General features: G+C 70.1%; 21 protein-coding genes, 2 tRNA genes, 1 other RNA gene and 3 pseudogenes. 12 read left to right on the top strand and 15 right to left on the bottom strand.

Annotated elements, in window-relative coordinates; translation table 11 throughout:
* Positions 1-29: 29 nt before the first annotated feature.
* Complete coding sequence (locus QQY66_RS22980) at positions 30-746, top strand: GAF and ANTAR domain-containing protein (RefSeq protein WP_301982214.1); 717 nt, start codon at positions 30-32, stop codon at positions 744-746.
* 59 nt (positions 747-805) lie between these two features.
* On the opposite strand, the gene QQY66_RS22975 is transcribed toward QQY66_RS22980, so the two are convergent.
* From QQY66_RS22975 to QQY66_RS22935, 9 genes and pseudogenes are all read right to left on the bottom strand, one after another.
* Positions 806-1,777, bottom strand: a complete 972-nt coding sequence (locus tag QQY66_RS22975) for a YihY/virulence factor BrkB family protein (RefSeq protein WP_301982213.1) — start codon at positions 1,775-1,777, stop codon at positions 806-808.
* A 133-nt stretch (positions 1,778-1,910) separates the two neighbouring features.
* On the bottom strand, positions 1,911-2,339 hold the full coding sequence (locus tag QQY66_RS22970) for a hypothetical protein (protein WP_301982212.1): 429 nt from the start codon (positions 2,337-2,339) through the stop codon (positions 1,911-1,913).
* Positions 2,340-2,839: 500 nt separating this feature from the next.
* The gene (locus QQY66_RS50450; RefSeq protein ID WP_367667088.1) at positions 2,840-2,929 is read right to left on the bottom strand and encodes a DUF1206 domain-containing protein; all 90 of its coding nucleotides are present in this window, start codon (positions 2,927-2,929) and stop codon (positions 2,840-2,842) included.
* A 70-nt stretch (positions 2,930-2,999) separates the two neighbouring features.
* Positions 3,000-3,743, bottom strand: a pseudogene (locus tag QQY66_RS22960) (DUF1206 domain-containing protein); the annotation flags it as partial.
* Between the two features lie 199 nt (positions 3,744-3,942).
* A complete protein-coding gene (locus QQY66_RS22955) occupies positions 3,943-4,740 on the bottom strand; it encodes a YhjD/YihY/BrkB family envelope integrity protein (protein WP_301987454.1) in 798 nt (265 codons plus the stop codon).
* Between the two features lie 105 nt (positions 4,741-4,845).
* Entirely contained in the window at positions 4,846-5,205 is a 360-nt protein-coding gene (locus tag QQY66_RS22950; protein ID WP_301982210.1) for an ANTAR domain-containing protein, read from the bottom strand.
* Between the two features lie 48 nt (positions 5,206-5,253).
* Positions 5,254-5,355, bottom strand: a pseudogene (locus tag QQY66_RS22945) (PRC-barrel domain containing protein); the annotation flags it as partial.
* Positions 5,352-5,753 (bottom strand): ANTAR domain-containing protein, encoded by a 402-nt coding sequence (locus QQY66_RS22940; protein WP_301982209.1) that lies wholly within the window; start codon positions 5,751-5,753, stop codon positions 5,352-5,354. The pseudogene QQY66_RS22945 and the gene QQY66_RS22940, both read right to left, overlap by 4 nt.
* Before the next feature lie 84 nt (positions 5,754-5,837).
* Positions 5,838-6,116, bottom strand: coding sequence for a hypothetical protein (locus QQY66_RS22935; protein ID WP_301982208.1), 279 nt, complete (start codon positions 6,114-6,116; stop codon positions 5,838-5,840).
* A 377-nt stretch (positions 6,117-6,493) separates the two neighbouring features.
* Between QQY66_RS22935 and QQY66_RS22930 the strand changes: the two genes are divergently transcribed.
* The 5 genes from QQY66_RS22930 (at position 6,494) to QQY66_RS22910 (ending at position 8,519) form a co-directional block, all read left to right on the top strand.
* Complete coding sequence (locus QQY66_RS22930) at positions 6,494-6,706, top strand: hypothetical protein (RefSeq protein ID WP_301982207.1); 213 nt, start codon at positions 6,494-6,496, stop codon at positions 6,704-6,706.
* Positions 6,707-6,823: 117 nt separating this feature from the next.
* A complete protein-coding gene (locus tag QQY66_RS22925) occupies positions 6,824-7,006 on the top strand; it encodes a hydrophobic protein (protein ID WP_301982206.1) in 183 nt (60 codons plus the stop codon).
* A gap of 93 nt (positions 7,007-7,099) precedes the next feature.
* On the top strand, positions 7,100-7,273 hold the full coding sequence (locus QQY66_RS22920; protein WP_301982205.1) for a CsbD family protein: 174 nt from the start codon (positions 7,100-7,102) through the stop codon (positions 7,271-7,273).
* Between the two features lie 134 nt (positions 7,274-7,407).
* The gene (locus QQY66_RS22915; RefSeq protein ID WP_301982204.1) at positions 7,408-8,040 is read left to right on the top strand and encodes a hypothetical protein; all 633 of its coding nucleotides are present in this window, start codon (positions 7,408-7,410) and stop codon (positions 8,038-8,040) included.
* Positions 8,040-8,519, top strand: a complete 480-nt coding sequence (locus QQY66_RS22910) for a hypothetical protein (RefSeq protein ID WP_301982203.1) — start codon at positions 8,040-8,042, stop codon at positions 8,517-8,519. The genes QQY66_RS22915 and QQY66_RS22910 overlap by 1 nt, the downstream gene beginning before the upstream one ends.
* Before the next feature lie 92 nt (positions 8,520-8,611).
* Here the strand turns inward: QQY66_RS22910 and QQY66_RS22905 are convergent.
* From QQY66_RS22905 to QQY66_RS22890, 3 genes and pseudogenes are all read right to left on the bottom strand, one after another.
* Positions 8,612-9,135, bottom strand: a pseudogene (locus QQY66_RS22905) (DUF6328 family protein).
* A 543-nt stretch (positions 9,136-9,678) separates the two neighbouring features.
* Positions 9,679-10,830 carry a helix-turn-helix domain-containing protein gene (locus QQY66_RS22895; RefSeq protein ID WP_301982202.1) on the bottom strand — a complete coding sequence of 384 codons (1,152 nt, stop codon included), beginning with the start codon at positions 10,828-10,830 and terminating at the stop codon, positions 9,679-9,681.
* A gap of 186 nt (positions 10,831-11,016) precedes the next feature.
* Positions 11,017-11,104: transfer RNA gene (locus QQY66_RS22890), tRNA-Ser, on the bottom strand.
* Between the two features lie 72 nt (positions 11,105-11,176).
* Here QQY66_RS22890 and ffs point away from each other — a divergent pair.
* The 6 genes from ffs (at position 11,177) to QQY66_RS22860 (ending at position 20,017) form a co-directional block, all read left to right on the top strand.
* Positions 11,177-11,275: signal recognition particle sRNA small type (ffs, locus tag QQY66_RS22885), an RNA gene on the top strand.
* A gap of 56 nt (positions 11,276-11,331) precedes the next feature.
* The gene (locus QQY66_RS22880) at positions 11,332-13,704 is read left to right on the top strand and encodes a DNA polymerase III subunit gamma and tau (RefSeq protein WP_301982201.1); all 2,373 of its coding nucleotides are present in this window, start codon (positions 11,332-11,334) and stop codon (positions 13,702-13,704) included.
* Between the two features lie 176 nt (positions 13,705-13,880).
* Positions 13,881-15,131: a phosphoribosylamine--glycine ligase gene (purD, locus tag QQY66_RS22875; RefSeq protein WP_301982200.1), complete on the top strand. Its 1,251-nt coding sequence runs from the start codon at positions 13,881-13,883 to the stop codon at positions 15,129-15,131.
* 400 nt (positions 15,132-15,531) lie between these two features.
* Complete coding sequence (locus QQY66_RS22870) at positions 15,532-17,322, top strand: hypothetical protein (RefSeq protein ID WP_301982199.1); 1,791 nt, start codon at positions 15,532-15,534, stop codon at positions 17,320-17,322.
* 224 nt (positions 17,323-17,546) lie between these two features.
* Complete coding sequence (locus tag QQY66_RS22865; RefSeq protein WP_301982198.1) at positions 17,547-19,046, top strand: N,N-dimethylformamidase beta subunit family domain-containing protein; 1,500 nt, start codon at positions 17,547-17,549, stop codon at positions 19,044-19,046.
* A gap of 71 nt (positions 19,047-19,117) precedes the next feature.
* The gene (locus tag QQY66_RS22860; protein WP_301982197.1) at positions 19,118-20,017 is read left to right on the top strand and encodes a phosphoribosylaminoimidazolesuccinocarboxamide synthase; all 900 of its coding nucleotides are present in this window, start codon (positions 19,118-19,120) and stop codon (positions 20,015-20,017) included.
* Between the two features lie 45 nt (positions 20,018-20,062).
* Here the strand turns inward: QQY66_RS22860 and QQY66_RS22855 are convergent.
* From QQY66_RS22855 to QQY66_RS22845, 3 genes are all read right to left on the bottom strand, one after another.
* Positions 20,063-20,135, bottom strand: a tRNA-Gly gene (locus QQY66_RS22855).
* A gap of 23 nt (positions 20,136-20,158) precedes the next feature.
* Positions 20,159-20,767: a response regulator transcription factor gene (locus QQY66_RS22850; protein WP_301982196.1), complete on the bottom strand. Its 609-nt coding sequence runs from the start codon at positions 20,765-20,767 to the stop codon at positions 20,159-20,161.
* Complete coding sequence (locus tag QQY66_RS22845) at positions 20,764-21,987, bottom strand: sensor histidine kinase (RefSeq protein ID WP_301982195.1); 1,224 nt, start codon at positions 21,985-21,987, stop codon at positions 20,764-20,766. Before QQY66_RS22845 ends, QQY66_RS22850 begins: the two co-directional genes overlap by 4 nt.
* Positions 21,988-21,993 lie beyond the last annotated feature (6 nt).

Raw genomic sequence — 21,993 nt, 5'->3', positions numbered from 1 at the left:
GGGACTAGTCTCAATCGAGGGTGTTCACGATGAATCAGCAGCTCCTGGCCAAGACCTTCGTCGAGCTGGCGGACAACCTGGTCGCCGACTTCGACCTGATCGACTTCCTGCGTCTGCTCACCGACCGCTGCGTGAGCATGCTCGACGCGAGCGCCGCCGGGGTACTGCTCGCCGACCGGGACGGCAAACTGCGTGTGATGGCCGCCTCCGACGAACAGGTACGCCTGCTGGAACTCTTCCAGCTCCAGAACGACGAGGGCCCCTGCCTGGAGTGCTTCCACACGGGCACCCAGGTGATCGTCCCGGACCTGACCCTGGAGGTCGACCGCTGGCCGCGCTTCGTCACAGCGGCCCACCGCAGCGGCTTCGGGGCCGTCCAGGCACTGCCCATGCGTCTGCGGGACGAGGTTGTCGGAGCCCTGAACCTCTTCCGCTCCGCCCCAGGCCCCTTCGACCCCGCCGCCACACTCATCGCCCAGGCACTGGCCGACGTCGCCACCATCAGCCTGCTGCAACAACGCTCGATCCATCGCAGCACCGTCCTCAACGAACAGCTGCAGACCGCGCTGAACAGCCGTGTGCTGATCGAGCAGGCCAAGGGAAAGCTGGCCGAACGCCAGAGCATCGACATGGAACAGGCATTCACCACTCTGCGCGGTTACGCCCGCGCGCACAACCGGCGCCTGTCCGACCTGGCCCGCGCTTTCATCGACGACTCCGAACCCCTCCCCGGCCTGGTGGCCTAACACTGTTGCCGAGGCGGTGACCGCACGCAGCTGCCCGAGAACGAAGAACCACGCTCGGATCACGGGCCGTGCTTCTGGAGGCGCGGTGCTGCTGGTGCACCGCTGCCGGCTGACGCCCGCTGTGGCGCGGCGTCGGCTGCGGGGCTGATCGTGGGCTCCGGGCCCTCGCCCTCGGCTGTCTCGCCGGACCGCACCGCCGTCCCCTCTGCTGTTGCTGTCCAAGCGGCGCAGTACAGCAGCAGCCTTGCCATGAGGTTGATCCACAGCACGACGGCGACCGGCACGGCGAAGGCGCCGTACATGCTCTTCCCCGCAACGCCCTGCAGGTAGCCGGTCAGCAACCACTTGAGCAGTTCGAAGCCCACCGCACCGATCAGCCCGGCGACCACGACCGCACGTCGGCCGGGATGCACCCGCGGCAGCCGGGTGAGCAGGTAGACCAGCAGGAGAAAGTCGACGACCAGGGCGATGGCCAGGCCGGCGAAGAACAGCAGGGACCGTCCCGCCCCGCCCTCGATACCGGCCTTGTCGGCGGCCCAGCCGACGGCACTGTTGGCGAACACCGAACTACCGATCGCGACGAGCCCGACCGCGCCGAGTCCGACCAGCACCACGGAGTCCTTGAACTTGAGCAGGAACGGATTGCCCGGGTCCTGCTCCTTCTCCCATACCGCGCGCAGGCACCCGCGCAGGGCGCCGACCCAGTTGATGCCGATCACGAGCAGCAGCGCGCCCGCGATCAGCCCGACGGATCCGGCATGCGCGACAAGGCCGTCCAGGTCCAGCAGGTCGGAGAGGCCCGGCGCCTGGTCGGCGATCTTGTCCTGGAGTTTCGCCAGCTGGTCCTCGCTCAGCAGCTTGGCGCCGATCGCCGCGCCCACGGTGATCAGCGGAAAGAGGGCGACGAAACTGGTGAAGGTGACGGCCGCGGCGAGCCGGGCCCAGTGGACGGCATCCAGCCGCTCGAACGCCCGCCAGGCGTGCGTCCGCATCAGCTTTCCGATCACGGGCAGCCTTCTCAGCCAGTCCATGAGGAACACCCGCTCTCTGCGTACCCACCGTCACCATGCCCGGCAGGTCGACCGAGGTCTGTGTCGCAGCCGACCGCTCAGGACCACAGCGGCGTCTGGGCGTCCGGTGCGGGCACGGTCGCCTGCGAGATCGTCAGCGGGGAGCGGCCCGGCGGTGGAACCAGTGCTGCTTATGAGGGGGGCGTTCGACCAGGTCGGCCCGGTCTTCGTCCTTCCTCTCCGCCTGCACCGTCTGCCCGCGGGAGGTGTCACGTTCGTTGGCCAGGCCACCGGGTTCCCGTTCGGCTGCAACAGACCCGCGCCGGGACGGTTTGGGCCCGCGATGTGCCGTGCGGCGGCGGGTGGTACGGCGTGTACCGGCCAGGATCAGGCTCAACCCGAGCAACGCCGCCGCCCCGACGACGATGCCGTAGAGGAAGAGGGTGCCGGTGGAGCCGGTGACGTCGACTCCGAAGACAGAGAATCCGCCGGTGAACTCGTGGGCGCTGCCACTGTTGGAAAGAACGCCGGCGACAGCGATGACCACCGCGGCGACGAGGATGACGAGTCCGAGGATGATCATGGCGCGCTCCTGGGATCTGCTTCCTCTCCTCACGGTAGAACCGTTCTGCCCGGCAGGCCACCGCCACGGGTTGCGTCAACCCTGAGAATTTGGTATAGGCGAGACCGGAGGACGCCGACACTACTGCGTGGAGGGCCTCTGGCCGCCCATCCGCCACCACCCCAGGAGGCGTAGCGCCATGGTCTTCTTCCTGGTTCTGCTCATCTGCGCCATCGCGCTGATCGTCATCGGCGCTGCCGTCGACGGCACGCTGTATCTGCTCTCCACCGGCGTGCTGCTCCTCATCGCCGCAGTGCTGTACCTGCTCGTGCGCTCGGTATCGCGCTCGCGCCGACGCCCGGCCCACTGACGCGCGGTGGTGGATGGCGGACCGCCGCTCCATATGCGCTCGGAGACGGGGGCCGGACGGTTCGCTGCTGTTGTGTTGACCAGTGCGTGGCGACGGCCCGGCCCAAAGACGGGCCTGCGGGAGGAGCCGGCAGAACAGGCTTGGATCACCGTTACAGGCGGCGCCAGCGGGCCGAGGCGAAGGAGAAGACGCCGAAGACAATCAGCCCGATCGCGACGGCGACCAGGAGCCACGGCCCCACCGGTGTCTGCGTGAAGCTTCCGGAGCGTCGCGTCCACGCCCTTGGCCTCGTCCGGATCGAAGCGGACGGCTGCCACCAGGATGAAGATCCCAGCCGCGGCGAACACCACGCCCCGCGCCACGCCTCCGACCACGCCCAGAGCGGTGACGACCTGCTTCGTACGGTGGCTCATGGTGCCGGTGTCCAACTGCTTCAGGAAGCTCCGCATGGCCGCCCGGACGGCGAGTACCCCGCCGATACCGATTAGGAGGCAACCCCCGGCTCCCACCAGCACCTGCCCGTACGACAGTTTGAGCACCGATGCCGTCCAGTCCTGCGACTGCGCGTTGCCGCTGGAGCCCTGCCCGCCCCCGGCGGCATACACCGCCGTGGTCCAGCAGACGAAGGCGTAGAAGACCGCCCGCCCGCCGTCCAGCATGCGCGAACCCGCCTTCCGCTGAGGGCCCCTAGTGAGTACGGCGCGGGTACCCCGCCACAGCGCCATGGCGGCGAAGCCGACCACCATCGCCCACAGCATCACCTTCCCGAACGGCTGCTCCGCGACCTGGGCCAGCGCGCCCTGCCGGTCGGCCGACTCGCCGTCGCTGCTGAGGGCGATCTGAAGGGCAAGGGCGCCGATCAGGACGTACACCACACCCCGTGCGACAAAGCCCGCTCGCCCCGCGGCGGTCAGCGTCTCGTTCTGGGTGGTACGGGCCGCGGACTTCACGGCCTGGCCGCGCCCTTGCGTGTTGGACGAGGTCACGATGTCCTCCCCATTTGCGTGGGCGCGCGATACGCGTCCACTGCCCCCCAAGTGCCCCGGGCCAGGCATTTGATGCGCTCAGCGGACGAGCGCGGCCTGGACGGGACAGGCTGATTCATCGGTCATCGTCTCGGACGTCACCGGCGTAGCACGGGTCACTTCCGGCGTGGGCCTGGAGGGCCGAGCCCTGTGCCGCACCGGCCTCCGACTGTGCGGCGTACCGCCCGACATGTCGAGCGTGAAGAAGCAAGGGGAGTTGTCCTGGCCTTCAGGGTCGTTGCCGCCGAGCCCGCTGTTTCAGTGCCTGTGTCACGCGGGGGAGTTCCTCGTGCAGCAGGCGGCCCGCCAGGGCACCGCCGAAGACGACGACGCCCACACCGACCAGCCAGGATTGGACGACCAGGACGGTTCCGAAGGGGCCGTAGGTGACGGCACTGGATGCGATCAGGGGTGAGAAGACGAGCCGGGAGAAGACCCGAAGACCGAGCAGCCCGAGCGCCGATACCACAGCGCCGGGAAGGAGATCGTTCCACGCGATCCGCCCGCCGAGCAGCATCTGCTGCGACCACCAGAAGAACAGGACGGCGCTCAGTGTGGCGGCCAGCGTGCCGGCCGGTGAATGGCGCCACAGTGTGGTGGTGGCGGTCAGGTAGAGGGACCCGACGAGCACGGCGAGCCACAGCACGTGCCGCCATCTTGCGTACCAGCGGGCCGGAGGCAACTCCCAGATCTTCTCGTAGCCGGTCTGCACCGCCGCCCCGAAACTCAGACCGAAGACAGCGAGAGCGGCAAGGCCGAAAGCAGTCGTGGTCTGCAGCACCTGGCCGGGCCGCGCGAACAACTTCCCCACCTCCTCCCTGGCGGCACTCGACACGCCGAGCCCGTCCCCCAGCCACTGCGCGAACCCCCGCCCGTGCGCCGGATCAGCCGCCGAGACAACGATCAGCAAGGGCACCAGCGTGAGGAAGCCGAGCGCCGCAAAACCCAGCGACCTCGACCCCAGTTCGATCTCTCTGCTCCGCCGCCATCCCCGCCCGGCCGACGAATCACGGAACACCCGGCACAGCCTCAACGACACGAACGAGCTGTCCACACCACCGGAAGACCTGCGACATACAGGTCGCCCATCACATGGGACGCCATCACCGACAGCCGTGAACCCATGATCCGGTCACCGCCGCTCCAGCGCGTGAAGGCGCCGCAGCGCGCGACGCCACTCGCGCCGTATCGCCTCGGGGAGTTCCTGGCCCTTCGTGGTGGCGACCAGGGCAGCAGCCACGTCGCGGAGTTTGACGTTGCAGTGCTGCGACACCTCCACGAGCAGGTCCCATGCCCTCTCGCTGGAACACGGTGCCAGGGCCATCACCATGCCGCGGGCCTGGTCGATCACCGCACGACTCACCAGCGCCTGCTCCAACTGCTTGTTCTTGCCGCGCAGCTCGACGACCTCGGCCAGCAAAGCCGCATCCCCCACCGAAGCCACAGCCGTCAACAGGGGCTGTTCTTCACGGGGCGTGGTCAGCTGGTGCATGGTGCGTACCTCACAATGCAGTCCTCAAAAGCAGTCATCGTGTCCATGAGCGGTCCGGACATGGGCTGCTTCGAGCACACCGATCTTGTGGCCTTCGCTGTCGACGACGTCGCAGTTGCGCCACTCACGGACATCGGCTGCGTGAGTCACGGCCCTCCCCTTCCGGACGTCTCATCTGTCAGTCGTGAGTCGCACCCCCGGTCTTCCGCGTAAAGCCGCCGCAGTGCATCCCGCAGTGCCCGCTGCATCAACCGCGAGAGCGGCTCGCCCTCCCAGGCGGCGACCACGGCCACGGCCACGTCCGGAAGCTTGGTGTTGCACTGCCGTGCCATGTCCACCAGCAGTTTCCCGGCCGGCCCACGGCGGCAGAGGGCCAGGACCATCACCATGCCGCAGGCCTGGTCGATGACCATACGGCCTGCCAGTGCCCGCCGCAGCTGATCATTCTCGGCGCGCAGTGCGACGACATCCTGACCGGCCGCATTCCCCGCCACGGCCTCGGCCCTCAGATCCCACCAGTTCTCCGGAAGCATGGTTGTGCGCTGCATGGCACGTACCTCTCGACGATCTCGGCGCGTCCGGCTGGGCGGAGGCCGTCCCGGAACCTCTGGATATTCGGGCAACTTCACCGGTCACCCGCGGCGTTCATGGTCCCGACGGTCCTCGCGCCGCCAGCGCGCCCGGTGCCGACGACTGTAACGACGGTCCCAACGGTCCTGACGATCCCGGCGGTGCTCGTAGTCCCTGTACTGCCCGAGATCGGAACCGTCGCCACGAATCCAGCCTCCCCCGCGATCGCGACCGTGCCGGGTGGCGCCGAAGACCAACACGGCCGCGGCCACCCACCAGAGAGGGCTGATGAAGCCGAGGCCGAACAAGACCACGATCAGGATGAGAAGCAGAACGAACACGGCGGGCCTCCCCGGAGCGGAACACAGCATCACTGCCGGGGGCCGGGGCCAGTACGAACAGCGTAGCCCTGCCCCGAGGTTGCGGACAGCGACCCACGTCAGCGTCTTCCGCCGGGACCAGATGGCCACTTGACATCTGTCCAGGGAGCGCGGCGAGGGCTAGCGTGTGCGGTACGGCCCGAGCCCCCGGCAGCGTCGAACACCTCTCGCGCTCCTTCGAGGGCGCACCTCGCGCATCAGTGCCGGAACCACCCCGCCCCCCAACGGGCCGCCCCCGCCGTCGCCACTCGATCCCGGCGCCGCACCGATGCGCCCCATGCGGGCATCCCCCCTCTGCTGCCCGCCGCGTCGCACGCATCCCACCGCAGGCGGTACGCATGTACGTACTGATCGTTCCGGCTTCTGTCCCCTTCGTCCTGCTCGCCACCGTGATGGGCCTGTCCTGGTGGGAGGACCGCATCCTGCCGGCGGCGCCGGCCGAGCAGGCCGAAGCCCCCGCCGAGGCTCCGTTTGTCCCAGCGGCCCCTGCTCAGCTCGCAGAACTCCCCCGTGCCGACACCGCGTTGACAAGGGAGGTTGTCGGGCGTTGACTGACAGCACGGCGTAGGGCTATGCCGCTCCGGATCATTCGGGCGCAGCATTCCACCTTCCCGCTTCGCCCGGACCCCGCGGAACTCAGGAACTTCCCGCGATCTGGAGGCCCGGCAATGATCCTGTGGATTCTTCTCCTTCTGCTGATCCTGGTGGTGTTCGGGTTCGGCTTCACCATGCAGGCCCTCTGGTGGGTCGCCGCCGTACTCCTGGTCGTCTGGATCGTCGGCTTCGCCATGCGCGGACGCGGCGGTGGACGCCGTGGCGGCGGCCGCCGGTACAGCCGCAGTCGCGGATAGCCCACACACCAGGCGCTCTCCCGCCCTCCGGGACGGTGGCCTGTACGGCGATCACGCGCGGGAGCCCATCCAGCGAACGAGCAGAGGACAGCCATGAGCCTCGGACAGACGATCAGGCACAAGACCCAGGCATTCAAGGGCCGGGTCACCGAACGCATCGGCCGGACCACCCGCAACCGGCGCCTGCGGCGCGAAGGCAGGACCGACCGGGTCTCCGGAAACCTCAAGCAGTCCGGCGACAAGGCCAAGGACGCCTTCAAGCACTGACCACAAACGCCCCGGGTGGTGCCCACGTCGCGTGGCCGCCACCCGGCAGGCCAACGCGGAATCAGCCCACGGGAAATGACGGGAACGGCAATGAAGCCGAACAATCCACGAGCCGAGAGCCAGAGAAGGCAGCCATGCTCACCATCGTGATCATCGCCGTGATCGTCATCGCGGCCGTCGTCCTCTTCCTCGTCGGACGTGGACGCATCCGGGCCGGCGGAGGACGCGGGCTCAAACACCGCTTCGGACCCGAGTACGACCGTGCCGTCGCCGACCACGACGGCGACACCAAGGCGGCCGAGCAGGAACTCGGCGAGCGCGTCAAGCAGCACGGCTCCCTCGATGAGCAGCCGCTGTCGCCCGAGGCCCGCGCGCAGTACAGGGCTCAGTGGGCCGACGTCCAGGAGCAGTTCGTCGAATCACCGCAGAAGGCCGTCACCGAGGCGGACGCACTCCTTGCCGGCCTGGCGAGGGACCGCGGCTTCCCCGACGGCGAGCAGTTCGAGGAGCAGTTCGCCGCCCTCTCCGTCCACCACCCCGCCCATGTCCACGGCTACCGCAGCATGCACACGGCCGCCCGCGGACAGAGCGGCACCGAGGAAATGCGGGAGGCCATGGTCGAAGCCCGAAGCCTCTTCGAGGCACTGGTCGCCGAACAGCCGGCCGACCCGGACCAGGGCAGCTCGCAGACTCCTCAGTCCCGCGACGGCAACGGCCACGCGCCATGGGCACTGAACCGACGCCACGCGAAGGGAAACAACACCTGATGTCGCAGAACGCCGAACACGCACGGCAACCCCAGCCCGGAAGCCCGGATCCCTCGGCGCCGCGCAACCCGCAGGCGCCGCAGAGCCAGCGGGCCCCGCAGGCACCTGTCACCAAACCTGCTCACGAACCGCGTGAACCCGCCACCAACGGCGCCAACGCCGGCCGCCCCAGCCCCGATCGCAAGCCGACGCCGGAGATGCTCCCGCAGGGCGAACGGGACAAGCTCACCCTGCGCCTCCAACAGGCCCTCAACACCTTCGTCGACAGCCCACGCCAGGCCGTGGAGGAAGCCGACAGCGTCTTCGACGAAGTCACCACCCACTTCACGAACACCCTCACAGAGCAGCGGCGCGTCCTGCGATCGGGCTGGCAGGACCAGGACACCGAAGCGCAGACCGAGGAACTACGGATCGCGCTCAGGCAATACCGGGAGATCACCGAACGCCTGCTGCACATGTCGGCGCCCGCCGGCCGGTGACACCGTCCTCCCCGCAGGAAGCACAGCCGCCGCAGGAAACCGGTAGGTGAACCACACCGGCCAACCGCGGCGGCTGTGTGCTGCTGAAGCACTCAGCCCGATCCATCCGGCGGCTCCGAGACGGCCCGGGCCTCCAACCGTGCGGCGTGCCGCCTGACGAACTGCGGCAACACCACCCACAGACCGCCGCACACCAGCAGCGTCGCACTGCCCGCGATCACACCCTCGACCCGGCCGAGCACCACGTCGACGACGAGCAGTACGGAACCGGTGAGGGTCAGCATCAGGACGCTCATACCCGCCCCGCCAGCCGTGAGGAGATCATGACGATCTCAGGCTTGGCCCCGCGCTGGAACAGCGTGCGGTGCAGCGCGGCCGGAGTGGTGAACAGGGCCGCTGCGAGCACCGCGAGCAGCAGCGTCGTGATCTACATGGTGCGCTGCGCCGTGTCGAGCGTCGAGAAGCGGGCGGTGAAGGCCAGCGTCAGCAGGAACGCGAACAGGATCTGGACCCCGGTCTGGATGATCCTCAACTCCTGGAGCAGCTCACCGTAGTTGCGGTCGGCCCGCTCCAGCGTCGTCTCTTCGCGCGGCGTACGGGAATTCTCCTCAGCCATGCCCTGGCAACCTACTCGAAGGCCGCGCAACGGTCCCCCGGCCGGACAGAGCATTCCGTACGACGGTCGCGGACGTCCTGGTATCAGCGGATGTAGTCGGCCGCGCCGTTGGCTTCGCGGAGCTGGTTGCTGAGCTGTGCTGCGGTGGCTGCAGCCTCGGCTGCCTCAGTCCCACTGACTACGAGGCCGCTCTCGCGGCGTGAACACCACACCGATGGTGTCCGTCAAAGCGGAACAAGCTCAGTCCTGGATCACCGTGCCTTTCCGGGCCGTTCGTCTCGGCTCGGCGCGGGCCGGACAGCACGGCCGCCCGTCGCCGCAGCGGTGGTGTAGTCAGGCATTGCGGAGGCGTCGCCGGGTAGGCCGGCCATACGCCGCAGCCGCCACACGAGCACGTCGCTGACCGAATCGGCGGTGTCCAGCTCCCGCCGTCCGGCAGCCTCGGCCAGCAGTGCCGCCGGGTCGTGTCCGGTGCTCTCAGCGTCGGCGAGAGTGGCGGCGAGGGCGTGCCAGCCTGGCTCGGCCAGGATCTGCTCGGCCAGCTCAGGTACCGCCGCCCGTAGACGGGCGGCCTGCTGGTGCCGCAGCGGTTGCGACAGGCGCCGGCCGCGCTGATGGAGCGCGCTGAGACGTCGGCAGCGGCGGGGCATAGGGGTGGGCGTACATGCCGTCGACGAGGTCGACTTCGACGGCCACTGTTCCGGCGACTCCGCACCGGTCCCGTGCATGGCTGGCAAGGAAGATCAACGCTGACATCAGCCTGTGGGCCAGGAAGTCACCTGCGAGAGAGCGGACCCGGTCCGTCGGATCCTCGTCGTTGGCCACTGAGGTTTGGAGAGACTGCGCCCAGATGCCGGATCCGTCGTCGTAGAGGTGCGCCAGATCGCTGTCGGCGCGATCGGAACGCTGCTCCACGATCAGTCTGTGGGAGCCCACGCTGACATGGCGGAACAGCCGTGTCTCCGTAGCGATCAGCGGCTGTGAGGCCAGGAGCTGCTCCTTGTAATCGATGAAGGAGCGCTGGTTGATTCGCATCTCGCCAGGTACGTCGGGAACCAGCGTGACCAGCAAGTGGGTTCGAGTGCACGACAGTTCACTCGTCACGAGCCGGGCCTCGATGTCGCGCATACGCTCGGCCCGGTCTGCGGCGGAGCTGAAGCGTTGCCGGTAGGCGCTGGCCACGTATGTCTCCGTCAGCCAGTCCGTCTTGCTGCCGGCGCGACGCGGGTAGCGCAGAGCCGCAGAGGTCGGTTTGGTCGGCGGCACGATGATGGCGTGCGGCGCCTCCGGGCTGCGGGGAACGGTGAGAAGGAGTAACCCATGCCCAGGATTGGCGGGGTTCTCCTTGAGGAGCGGTTCCCATCGCACGGACGGAGCCGTGGATGCGGCGATCCGCTGCTGCAGATCCCGGACGTGTCGATCGTCAAGGTCCACGTCGAATGCGCGAGAGGGAACGCCTCGGCTTTCCGCCATCCCGATGACGAGGATTCCACCGATGTGGTTGGCGAGAGCGGCGACATCTTTGGCCAGCTCTTCTCTGCTCTTGGCGTCACTGCCGTAGTGCTGCTGCTTGTAGTCGAGGTCCTCGGCTTCGACCGCCTCCTGTCGCCCGATGAGGGCAGCGATGTCGCCGTACCCGACCTCGTCGAGGCGACCGCCCAGGAGATCCTCCAGGCGACGGGAGCGAAAAACCATGGTTCTACGGCAAGCCGCGTACCGGGCCGGCCGTGGCGATGTTCAGGTCCTGGAGGGAAGGGAGTCGGTGTCCACCGAGGTCCCCCCGGTCCAGTCAGGACAACTGAGACCAAAACTGAGACCACGCACGACGAAGGGCCCCACCGCGAACGGTGGGGCCCTTCGACATCGTGCCCGGTGAGGCACTGGCGGAGGATACGAGATTCGAACTCGTGAGGGGTTGCCCCCAACACGCTTTCCAAGCGTGCGCCCTAGGCCTCTAGGCGAATCCTCCGCCGCAAACAATACAAGACGTTGAGGAGTGCTCGCGAACTCGTTCCCCCTGGCCGGCATCGGGTACTGTGGGCGCAGCCCCTCACGCGGCGCTATCTGACTGAACTCCCCCAGGGCCGGAAGGCAGCAAGGGTAGGTCGGCTCTGGCGGGTGCGTGGGGGGCGTTCGCGTTGCCGGGCGGCCGGCGGGCGGAGCCCGATGTCAGTGGGCGCCTATAACCTCGTATGCGTGTCGTCTCTTGCGCTGTACCGCCGCTATCGCCCGGAGTCGTTCGCCGAGGTCATCGGGCAGGAGCATGTAACCGACCCGCTGCAGCAGGCGCTGCGGAACAACCGGGTCAATCACGCGTACCTGTTCAGCGGTCCGCGCGGATGCGGCAAGACGACGAGTGCGCGGATTCTGGCGCGGTGCCTGAACTGCGAGCAGGGGCCCACGCCCACCCCGTGCGGTGAGTGCCAGTCCTGCCGGGATCTTGCTCGGAACGGGCCAGGTTCCATCGATGTCATCGAGATCGACGCCGCTTCGCACGGTGGTGTCGATGATGCGCGTGACCTGCGGGAGAAGGCCTTCTTCGGACCCGCCGGCAGCCGCTACAAGATCTACATCATCGACGAGGCCCACATGGTCACGTCGGCCGGTTTCAACGCGCTGCTGAAGGTCGTCGAGGAGCCGCCGGAGCATCTCAAGTTCATCTTCGCCACCACCGAGCCCGAGAAGGTCATCGGGACGATTCGGTCGCGGACCCATCACTATCCGTTCCGGCTCGTTCCGCCGGGGACGCTGAGGGAGTACCTCGCCGAGGTGTGCGGGCGGGAGAACATTCCCGTCGAGGACGGTGTGCTGCCGCTGGTCGTGCGCGCCGGGGCCGGGTCCGTGCGTGACTCCATGTCCGTCATGGACCAACTGCTCGCCGCGGCCGGTGCCGACGGTGTGACGTATGCCATGGCCATCTCGCTGCTCGGCTACACGGACACTTCGCTGCTCGACTCCGTCGTCGAGGCCTTCGCCACAGGAGACGGGGCCGCCGCCTTCGAGGTCGTCGACCGCATCATCGAGGGGGGCAACGACCCGCGTCGCTTCGTCGCCGATCTGCTGGAGCGGCTGCGGGACCTGGTGATCCTCGCCGCCGTTCCGGATGCGGTGGAGAAGGGGCTCATCGATGCCCCCGCCGACGTGCTCGAGCGGATGCAGGCCCAGGCCGGCACCTTCGGCGCCGCCGAACTCAGCCGCGCCGCCGACCTCGTCAACGAGGGCCTGACCGAGATGCGGGGTGCCACCTCCCCCCGACTCCAGCTCGAACTGATCTGCGCGCGCGTAATGCTGCCCGCCGCATACGGGGACGAGCGGTCGGTGATGGCCCGCCTCGACCGGCTGGAGCGCGGCGTGAACTTCTCGGCCGGGGGCGGGGCGCCCGCCATGGGGTATGTGCCCGGGCCCGAGGCGCACGGCGGTGCGGGTGAGGGGACGGGGCCCATGGGTGCTTCGGCTCCTCCGGTTCCTCCGGGGGGCGGTGCCGCTGCGGCTCGGGCTGCCGTGCGGGGCTCCGGCTCCGGTGGTTCTGGGGCGGGTTCGGTGGTTGCGACCGATCCGGACAGTGGTACGACGTCGGCGGCTGGGTCGGTTCCGCCTGCCGCCGCCGGCCCGGGCGGCGGACCTTCCGGTGGCGGTCAGCCGCAGCACGGCCAGCAGACCCAGCAACCGCATCAGACCCAGCAACCGCATCAGAGCCAACAGCCTCAACAGCCCCAGCCTGGTCAGGGCGCACCCAGCCATGCCCCTGCCTCAGCCCCCGGCGCCTGGCCCACCGCCACTCCCGCGGGCGGCGGCCGACGCCCCGGCGGCTGGCCGACGGCGACCCCGGCGGGCGGCGGGCAACCCCCGGCCGCCCCGGGCACACCCCCACCCGCGTCCACGCCCACTCCCGCCCCACCGGCCGCCACCCCCGCATCCACCCCGGCACCCGGCGGCCTCGACCCCCGCATGCTCTGGCCCAACATCCTCGAGACCGTCAAGAACCGCCGTCGCTTCACCTGGATCCTGCTCAGCCAGAACGCCCAGGTGGTCGGCTTCGACGGCACCACCCTCCAACTCGGCTTCGTCAACGCCGGTGCGCGGGACAACTTCGCGAGCAGCGGCAGCGAGGACGTGCTGCGACAGGCGCTGGCCGAGCAGTTCAACGTCCAGTGGAAGATCGAGGCCGTCGTCGACCCGTCGGGCGGCTCGGCACCCCCACAGTCGGCAGGCTCCTCCGGCTTCAACGGCGGCGGTGGCTACGGCGGTGGAGGCAGCGCCGGTGGAAGTGGCCATGGCGGCAGCGGGGCTACGACGCCCCCGCGCCCGGCGTCCCCCCAGCCCGCGCCTACGCCCACCTCGCCCGCACCCACCTCGCCCACGTCCACCCCGGCTCCCGCCACCCCTGGACCCAGGTCCTCGTCCGCGCCCGCGCCCGCGTCGTCCACTCCGGAGCCACCCCCCGTCTCCCCCGAGGACGACATCCCGGAGGACGACGACCCGGACCTCGACGAGTCGGCCCTCTCCGGCCACGAGCTCATCGTGAAGGAGCTGGGGGCGACGGTGGTGGAGGAGTTCACGAACGAGTAGGGAGCGAGTGGGGAACGAGTCGGGGCCGTCTCCCGGAGACGCCGGGATGCACCGGTATGGGACCGGCATGGGACCGGCATGGAACCGGCACCTCGGAGGATCCTCCAGTCGAACAACCCCCCGCCCCTCAGCAACCCGCACAATTCACGCAGCTCCCCGCCGGTTAGGCTGACCCCGTGAAGGTCCTTGTCATCGGAAACGGCGCCCGCGAACACGCCCTGTGCCGTTCCCTGTCCCTCGATCCCGACGTCACCGCGCTGCACTGCGCTCCCGGCAACGCCGGCATCGCCGAGGTCGCCGAGCTGCACCAGGTGGACGCCCTGGACGGCACGGCCGTATCCGCGCTGGCTACCGAGCTCGGCGTCGGCCTGGTCGTCGTAGGCCCGGAGGCGCCGCTCGTCGCGGGGGTCGCCGATGCTGTGCGCGAGGCGGGGATTCCGGTCTTCGGCCCGTCCAAGGAGGCCGCGCGGCTGGAGGGTTCCAAGGCCTTCGCGAAGGAGGTCATGGCGGGGGCCGGCGTCCCTACGGCCAGGTCGTACGTGTGCACCACGCCCGCGGAGGTCGACGAGGCCCTCGACGCCTTCGGCGCACCATATGTCGTGAAGGACGACGGGCTCGCGGCCGGCAAGGGCGTCGTCGTCACCGGCGACATCGAGGTGGCCGCGGCGCACGCCAACGCCTGTGAGCGCGTCGTCATCGAGGAGTACCTGGACGGCCCCGAGGTCTCCCTCTTCGCGGTCACCGACGGCGAGACGGTCGTCCCGCTCCAGCCCGCCCAGGACTTCAAGCGTGCCCTGGACGGCGACGAGGGCCCGAACACCGGCGGCATGGGCGCGTACTCCCCGCTGCCCTGGGCCGACCCGAAGCTGGTCGACGAGGTCATGCAGACCGTGCTCCAGCCCACCGTCGACGAGATGCGCCGGCGCGGCACCCCCTTCTCCGGCCTGCTGTACGCCGGTCTCGCGATCACCGGCCGGGGGGTACGGGTCATCGAGTTCAACGCCCGCTTCGGCGACCCCGAGACCCAGGTCGTCCTCGCCCGCCTCAAGACCCCGCTGGCCGGTGTCCTGCTCGCCGCGGCGAACGGCACCCTCGACGTCCTCGAGCCCCTGCGCTGGAGCGACGACGCCGCGGTCACCGTGGTCGTCGCCTCGCACAACTACCCCGCGACCCCGCGCACCGGCGACCCGATCACCGGCCTCGACGAGGTGGCCGCGCAGGACGCCCCGCACGCGTACGTCCTGCACGCCGGGACGAAGCGCGCCGGCGACGCGATCGTCAGCGCGGGTGGCCGCGTCCTCTCCGTCACGGCCACCGGCAAGAACCTCACCGAGGCCCGCGACCGCGCCTACCGGGCCGTCTCCCGCATCCACCTCGACGGCTCCCAGCACCGCACGGACATCGCGGCGAAGGCGGCGGGCGCGTAAGCCATCAGCGGCGGCCGGGCAGGGATGGTCAACCGCACACCTGGACCCGAAAAACCACTCACAACCGCCCAAAACCCGGTCATCGGCCAACCCCTCAGGCCCCGAATCCGTCTACGGATTCGGGGCCTGATCCTCGCTGTCCGTCATCCACCTTTCCCCAAAGCCATTCCATCGAGTGACCGGTGCCCCATACCGCTGACGAGGGCCGGGGCCCCAACTAGGGTGCGGCGCAAGCGTTCCGGCACTTGGCCCACCGGCATTGCGATGTCAGTGGCGGGTGCCACAGTGGGGGAGTGAGCAACGCCAGGGCAGTCGGCGGCGACCACGGTGACGGGCACCGTCACGGCGGGCGCCGCACTTGCCGCCGTTCGGGACAGCAGTGAGGGGGTGACGACCGATCATGACCGGTATGGGTGGGGAGGCGGGCACGCAGTCCGCGCGCTCCAGGGCTCTCGCCGTGCTGCACATCCGCAGCCGGGCGCTGGCCGTCGCACTGCTGCCCGCGGCACTCGCCGTGGTGTTGCTGGCCGGCGTGTCCACCGGCCATCTCGCGGGCGCGGGCTGGCACACCACGCGCTGGATCGTGACGCCGCTCGCCGTGCTCGTGCTGCTGGCCGCCGGCGGCATCGCGCTGGTCGTCGCCCGTTCCCGCCCCGCGGTGAGCCCGACGGTCCCGATCGGCGAGGAATCGGCGCCGGATCTGTATCGAATGGTGCGCGATCTCGCCGACCGCCTCGACGTCCCGGCCCCCTCCGCCATAGCGCTCACACCGGACTGCGACAGCTGGCTGGAGGACCGTACACATCTGTCCCAGGGCCCGCCCCCGCCGGAGGAAGGCGACGAGATAGCGGGCCTGGGCAGGCACGCCCACCGCCGCAGTGCCACAGCACCCGTCCTCGTCATCGGCTCCCCGTTCCTGTGGTGGATGCGCGTCGGCGAGCTGCGCGCGGTCCTCGCCCCGGTCGTCGCCGGTACGGGACCGTCGGCGCACCCCGACATAGCGGCGGCCCGCCGTTTCGTACGGGGTCTGGACGCTGCGGTGGCCGTCACCTCGGCGCCTCATCGTGGGCCCGTGGCGCGCACGGTGCTCGCGGGAGTGGGCTGGGTGGCGCGCGTGCTGCTGCGGAGCTGCCGGGGGCATGCGGCCGAGATGGAGCGGGGCGTGGCCGCCGCGGCTGCCGAGCGTGCACAGGCTGTGGATTACGGGCTGCGGATCGTCGCGCAGGAGCAGGTGGGGCTGGCGTACGCGGGCTGGGACCGGCTGCTGACCCGGGTCGCGCTGCCCGCCTGGCGGATGGGGCGCTGGCCGTCCCGGCTGGACGCGGGCGTCGTGGCCGCGCTGACCGAGCTGTCCCGCCGCGACCGGCTGGCCGAGGGCTTCGCCTCACGGCTGGGCGAGCGCCCCGCCTGTGACCTGCTCGAAGAGCCCGGTGCGGTGGACGAGGCCGCCTCACTCCTCGCCGCCCGCCTCTTCCACGGCGGCCCCGCCGAGCCCGGCCCGGACTGGTCCCCGGTGGACTGGCAGGAGTATCCGGAGGAGGTCGTCGACCGCAAATGGCGCACCGACGCGGCCCGCCTCCACCGTGTCCTGGACGCCCTCGGCGTCCGCCGCTCCCCCGGCCACACCGCCCCGGAAGCCCACGGCCCCACCCTCTCCCGCGTCCTCGACCACCTGTCGGCCACCTCGGCCACCGAGACCGACGTCAGCCCCGGCCCCGACACCGACGCCGACATAGACACCGACACCGACGCCGGCCCCGACATGGACACCGACACCGCCGCGGACAACGAACGCACCTCGGCCCTCGCCGCAGGCCTCACCGCCGAACTGGCCCGAGAGGAAGCCGCGACGCCTGCCGACCGAAAGGCGGCGACCGCCGGCCAGGGCCCGGACACCGCCCTCTGGGACGACGGCACGCTCCCGCTCTTCCCGCTGCAACCGCCCCGCACCGCCCGCGAGCTGCTCGCCGACCACGTCACGGCGATGGTGTGCTGCGCCGCGATGGACACCGCGGGGGCGACTCCCGGCCTCGACTGGCTCGACGGCCCGTCCCTCGTCGTCAACGGAGAGCGTGCCGCCGATCTGACCCCCAGAGTCCTCAGCCTGATCGAGGACGGCGACCCGGCCCCGCTGCGGGCCTGGCTGGTGGAGTCGGGGATACGCCCGGAGAAGCCGGTCCGCCTCGTCTGACGGACCCGATCGGAGACCAGGCCCCCGGACCCCACTGGAGGCCAAACCCGGCCGGAAGCTCGGATTCCACTTTCGGCCAATTCGCAACGAATAGTGACAGCCTGCGTGCGTTATGTGATGTGCTGGGACCGATCGCGCACATGGCAAGGGCTTGCGACATAAGACAGGCACACGAGACACGCACAGGACGTACGAACACGGGGGCCCAAGGGAGGGGAGCGATCATGGCGTCGCAGCAGATTCGCCGCTGGGAGTCGGGCGCGCTGGCGCACGCGGTCACGGACCCCTTCGGTCAGGGCCCCGTCCCCTGGCTGCGCGGCAGCGAGACCTACTTCGACGACACCGGCCAGGTTGTCCCCTGGTACGTCGATCCGAGCCCCGCGCAGCCGACCGGCGAGAACCCCCGCGTCCCCGCGCCGCGTTCGGCCACCGGCGGCGGCCCGCGCGCCGCCGACGACGTCAAGCGCCAGATCAAGGGCTTCGCCTCCACCGGTGCGGTCGCCCCCGGCGAGGCCATCGACTTCCACATCACCGTCGACCCGCCCCAGGAATTCGGCGTCGACGTCTACCGCATCGGCCACTACGGCGGCGACGGCGCAGCCAAGATCACCACCAGCCCCCGCCTGTCCGGCATCGTCCAGCCACCCCCGCTCACCGCCGACCGAACCGTCTCCTGTCACCACTGGTGGCTGTCCTGGCGGCTGCAGATCCCCTCCTACTGGAGCATCGGCGCCTACGTCGCCGTCCTCACCACCGCCGACGGCTACCGCTCCCACGTTCCGTTCACCGTCCGCGACAACCACCCCGCGGACCTGCTGCTCCTCCTGCCCGACATCACCTGGCAGGCCTACAACCTCTACCCGGAGGACGGCCGCACCGGCGCCAGCCTCTACCACGCCTGGGACGAGCAGGGCCGCCTGCTGGGCGAGGCCGACGCCGCGACCACCGTCTCCTTCGACCGCCCGTACGCCGGCGCGGGCCTCCCCCTCCACGTCGGCCACGCCTACGACTTCATCCGCTGGGCCGAGCGCTATGGCTACGACCTCGCCTATGCCGACGCCCGCGACCTGCACGCCGGCCTGGTCGACCCCGCGCGCTACCGGGGCCTGGTCTTCCCCGGCCACGACGAGTACTGGTCGCCGGCCATGCGCCGCACCACGGAACTCGCCCGCGAGCAGGGCACCTCCCTGGTCTTCCTCTCCGCCAACACCATGTACTGGCAAGTGGAGTTGGCGCCGTCCCCGTCCGGCGTCCCCGACCGCCTGCTCACCTGCCGGAAACGGAAAGGACCGGGCAGGCCGGTCCTCTGGCGCGAGATCGACCGCCCCGAGCAGCAACTCGTCGGCATCCAGTACGCGGGCCGCGTCCCCGAGCCGCACCCCCTGATCGTCCGCAACGCCGAGCACTGGCTGTGGGAGGCGACCGGCGCGCACGAGGGCGACGAGATCGACGGCCTGGTCGCGGGCGAGGCCGACCGCTACTTCCCGCGCACCCCGCTCCCCGAGCACGAGAACCGCATCCTGCTCGCCCACTCCCCGTACAGCGACAGCAACGGCGCCTTACGCCACCAGGAGACCTCCCTCTACCGAGCCCCCTCGGGCGCCCTGGTCTTCGCGTCCGGAACGTTCGCCTGGTCCCCGGCTCTCGACCGCCCCGGCCACGTGGACCCCCGTATCCAGCGGGCCACGGCCAACCTCCTGGACCGCATCTGCAAACGTGACTGAAGCCCCCTGTCCAAGATCACTCCCGCATACGGGAGAATCAGCTCACTTGGACATCACCACGGGGAGGAACCGTGTCCGGATTCGTTGAAAAGCCCGAGCCCCTCCAGGTTCCGGGTCTGGTACATCTGCACACCGGCAAGGTGCGCGACCTGTACCAGAACGAGGCGGGCGACCTCGTGATGGTCGCCAGCGACCGCATCTCCGCGTACGACTGGGTGTTGCCGACAGAGATCCCCGACAAGGGCCGTGTCCTCACCCAGCTCTCCCTGTGGTGGTTCGACCAGGTCGCCGACCTGATCCCCAACCACGTCCTGAGCACCGACCTGCCCGCCGGCGCCCCCGCCGGATGGGAAGGCCGCACCCTCATCTGCCAGTCCCTCCAGATGATCCCCGTCGAGAGCGTGGCCCGCGGCTACCTCACCGGCTCGGGCCTCGCCGAGTACAACGAGTCCCGCACCGTCTGCGGCCTCGCCCTCCCCGAGGGGCTGAGCGACGGCTCGGAGCTCCCCGCCCCGATCTTCACGCCCGCCACCAAGGCGGCCGTCGGCGAGCACGACGAGAACGTGTCGTACGAGGAGGTCGCCCGCCAGGTCGGCGCCGACACCGCCGCCCGGCTGCGCCAGGCCACCCTCACCGTCTACGGCCGCGGTCGCGCCATCGCCCGTGACCGCGGGATCATCCTGGCGGACACGAAGTTCGAGTTCGGCTTCGACAACGGCGACCTGGTCCTCGCCGACGAGGTCCTCACCCCGGACTCCTCCCGCTTCTGGCCGGCCGACCAGTGGCAGCCGGGGCGCCCGCAGCCGTCGTACGACAAGCAGTTCGTGCGTGACTGGCTGACCTCGCCGGAGTCCGGCTGGGACCGCAAGAGCGAGCAGCCGCCGCCGGCGCTGCCCCAGCACGTGGTGGACGCGACTCGCGCCAAGTACCTGGAGGCCTACGAGCGGCTGACGGGCACGAGCTGGGCATGAACGCGGGAGACCCCGGTCGGAGGAACCGACCGGGGTCTCACACAGAGCGGACGACGAGGCTCGAACTCGCGACCTCAACCTTGGCAAGGTTGCGCTCTACCAACTGAGCTACGTCCGCACTGCGCCGTGGCGCGAGAGCAACTATACCCAACCTCGCTCACGCGCGAGCCGTACCGCCGCATGCCGGTTCTCCGCCCCGAGCTTGGAGACGGCCGACGACAGATAGTTCCGTACGGTCCCCTGCGACAGCGCGGCCCGCTCCGCGATCTCCGATACGGGCGCCCCGTCGGCGGCGAGTTCCAGCACCTCGGCCTCGCGCGCGGTCAGCGGCGAGTCCCCGGCGGAGATCGCGTCGGCGGCCAACTCCGGGTCGACGTAACGGTTCCCGGCGTGCACCGTACGGATGACCTCCGCGAGCCGCTGCGCGCTCACCGTCTTCGGGACGAACCCGCGCACACCGGCCGCGAGCGCCCGCTTCAGATGCCCCGGCCGGCCATGACTGGTCACGATCAGCACCTGGCACTCCGGCAGTTCGGTCCGTAGCGATGTGGCGACCTTCACACCGTCGGCGCCGGGCATCTGAAGATCGAGCACGGCGACGTCCGGCGCATGCGCCCGGGCCATCGCCAGCGCCTCCGGTCCGGTGGCCGCCTCGGCAACGATCAGGAGATCGTCCTCCAGCGCGAGCAGCGCGGCGAGTGCGCCCCGGATGAGGTGCTCGTCGTCGGCGAGCAGCAGCCGGACGGTCATGAAGCGACCCCACTGACCACAGCCGTAGTCACCGGCACCTCGGCCACCAGCCGGAACACGCCTTCCCGCACCCGTCCCGCCTCCAGCGTCCCGTCCACCGCCGCCAGCCGCTCCCGCAGCCCCGCCAGCCCCGAACCACCGGAGCCGGACGCCGTACGGGCCCCGTCGTTCTCCACGGTCAGTGCCACCCGCCCCTCCCTCATCCGCACGGACACCTCACAGCGCCCGGCGTCCCCATGCCGCAGCACATTCGTCGTCGCCTCACGCACCACCCACCCGAGCGCCGACTGCACGTCGACCGGCAGTCCCTCGATCGAGCCGGACACCTCGCAGTCGATCCCGGCCGCCGTCAACACCCCCTGCGCACCGGCGAGTTCGACCGAAAGATCGGATTCCCGATATCCCCGTACGACATCCCGCACCTCCCGCTGTGTCTCATGCGCGATCCGCTGCACCTCGATCATCTGTTCCACGGCCTCCGGCCGCCCCCGCCGTGCCAGTTGCACGGCCAGCTCGCTCTTCAACGCGATCACCGCGAGATTCCGCCCCATCACGTCATGCAGATCCCGCCCGAAGCGGAGCCGCTCCTCGGCGACGGCGAGCCGGGTGCGGGTCTCCCGGGCATCGTCGAGTGCGTAGACGGCGTTGAGCAGCCAGACGGAGAAGACAGACGCGAAGGCGAGGAAGCCGGACCCGGCCAGGACCGCGACGGACGTGCCCAGCGCGGCGCCCGCGGGGGCATCCAGCAGGAGCGCCACAAGACCGGCGCCCGCGGTGAAACCCGCCACAAGCATCAGCACACTCCGCCGGCCGCGGATGCCGAGCGCGATGATGCCGACACCGGAGATCACCACCGTGGCGAAGAGGCCGCCGGCCGCGGCGTCGGCGTCGGAGTCGCCAGAGCTGATATCGGCGAGGAGCAGCGCGCCGGCCGCGATCAGGGCCGTGACCACCCCCAGCGCCCACAGCAGCCGCAGGGGTTGCGGGCGACGCCCGCGCGTCCAGTCGAGTGCCCGGGCAACGGTGACTGTGCCGAGCAGGGCATGCGCGCACACTGTCACGAACAGCCACCCCGCGAGCTTGAGCCCCGCGTCGCCGAAGACGGCCAGCCCGGCGGTCGCGATCTCGACCGCCGGGAGGCTGTGGTACGACCACCGTGTATACGTCTCCACCTTCGCCGGCGTGCTCTTCCCCCGCCACCAGCGCTCCGGCCCCCGCATACCCTC

Source organism: Streptomyces sp. DG2A-72 (genome assembly GCF_030499575.1).
Taxonomy (GTDB): domain Bacteria; phylum Actinomycetota; class Actinomycetes; order Streptomycetales; family Streptomycetaceae; genus Streptomyces.
Note: the sequence above shows the minus strand (reverse complement) of the source record. Positions and strands in the feature narration are given on the sequence as shown.

Coding starts and splice junctions, on each gene's coding strand:
- QQY66_RS22980 (WP_301982214.1), top strand. CDS start 30: ATGAATCAGCAGCTCCTGGCCAAGACCTTCGTCGAGCTGGCGGACAAC.
- QQY66_RS22975 (WP_301982213.1), bottom strand. CDS start 1,777: ATGGACTGGCTGAGAAGGCTGCCCGTGATCGGAAAGCTGATGCGGACG.
- QQY66_RS22970 (WP_301982212.1), bottom strand. CDS start 2,339: ATGATCATCCTCGGACTCGTCATCCTCGTCGCCGCGGTGGTCATCGCT.
- QQY66_RS22950 (WP_301982210.1), bottom strand. CDS start 5,205: ATGCACCAGCTGACCACGCCCCGTGAAGAACAGCCCCTGTTGACGGCT.
- QQY66_RS22940 (WP_301982209.1), bottom strand. CDS start 5,753: ATGCAGCGCACAACCATGCTTCCGGAGAACTGGTGGGATCTGAGGGCC.
- QQY66_RS22930 (WP_301982207.1), top strand. CDS start 6,494: ATGTACGTACTGATCGTTCCGGCTTCTGTCCCCTTCGTCCTGCTCGCC.
- QQY66_RS22925 (WP_301982206.1), top strand. CDS start 6,824: ATGATCCTGTGGATTCTTCTCCTTCTGCTGATCCTGGTGGTGTTCGGG.
- QQY66_RS22920 (WP_301982205.1), top strand. CDS start 7,100: ATGAGCCTCGGACAGACGATCAGGCACAAGACCCAGGCATTCAAGGGC.
- QQY66_RS22915 (WP_301982204.1), top strand. CDS start 7,408: ATGCTCACCATCGTGATCATCGCCGTGATCGTCATCGCGGCCGTCGTC.
- QQY66_RS22910 (WP_301982203.1), top strand. CDS start 8,040: ATGTCGCAGAACGCCGAACACGCACGGCAACCCCAGCCCGGAAGCCCG.
- QQY66_RS22895 (WP_301982202.1), bottom strand. CDS start 10,830: ATGGTTTTTCGCTCCCGTCGCCTGGAGGATCTCCTGGGCGGTCGCCTC.
- QQY66_RS22870 (WP_301982199.1), top strand. CDS start 15,532: ATGACCGGTATGGGTGGGGAGGCGGGCACGCAGTCCGCGCGCTCCAGG.
- QQY66_RS22865 (WP_301982198.1), top strand. CDS start 17,547: ATGGCGTCGCAGCAGATTCGCCGCTGGGAGTCGGGCGCGCTGGCGCAC.
- QQY66_RS22850 (WP_301982196.1), bottom strand. CDS start 20,767: ATGACCGTCCGGCTGCTGCTCGCCGACGACGAGCACCTCATCCGGGGC.
- QQY66_RS22845 (WP_301982195.1), bottom strand. CDS start 21,987: ATGCGGGGGCCGGAGCGCTGGTGGCGGGGGAAGAGCACGCCGGCGAAG.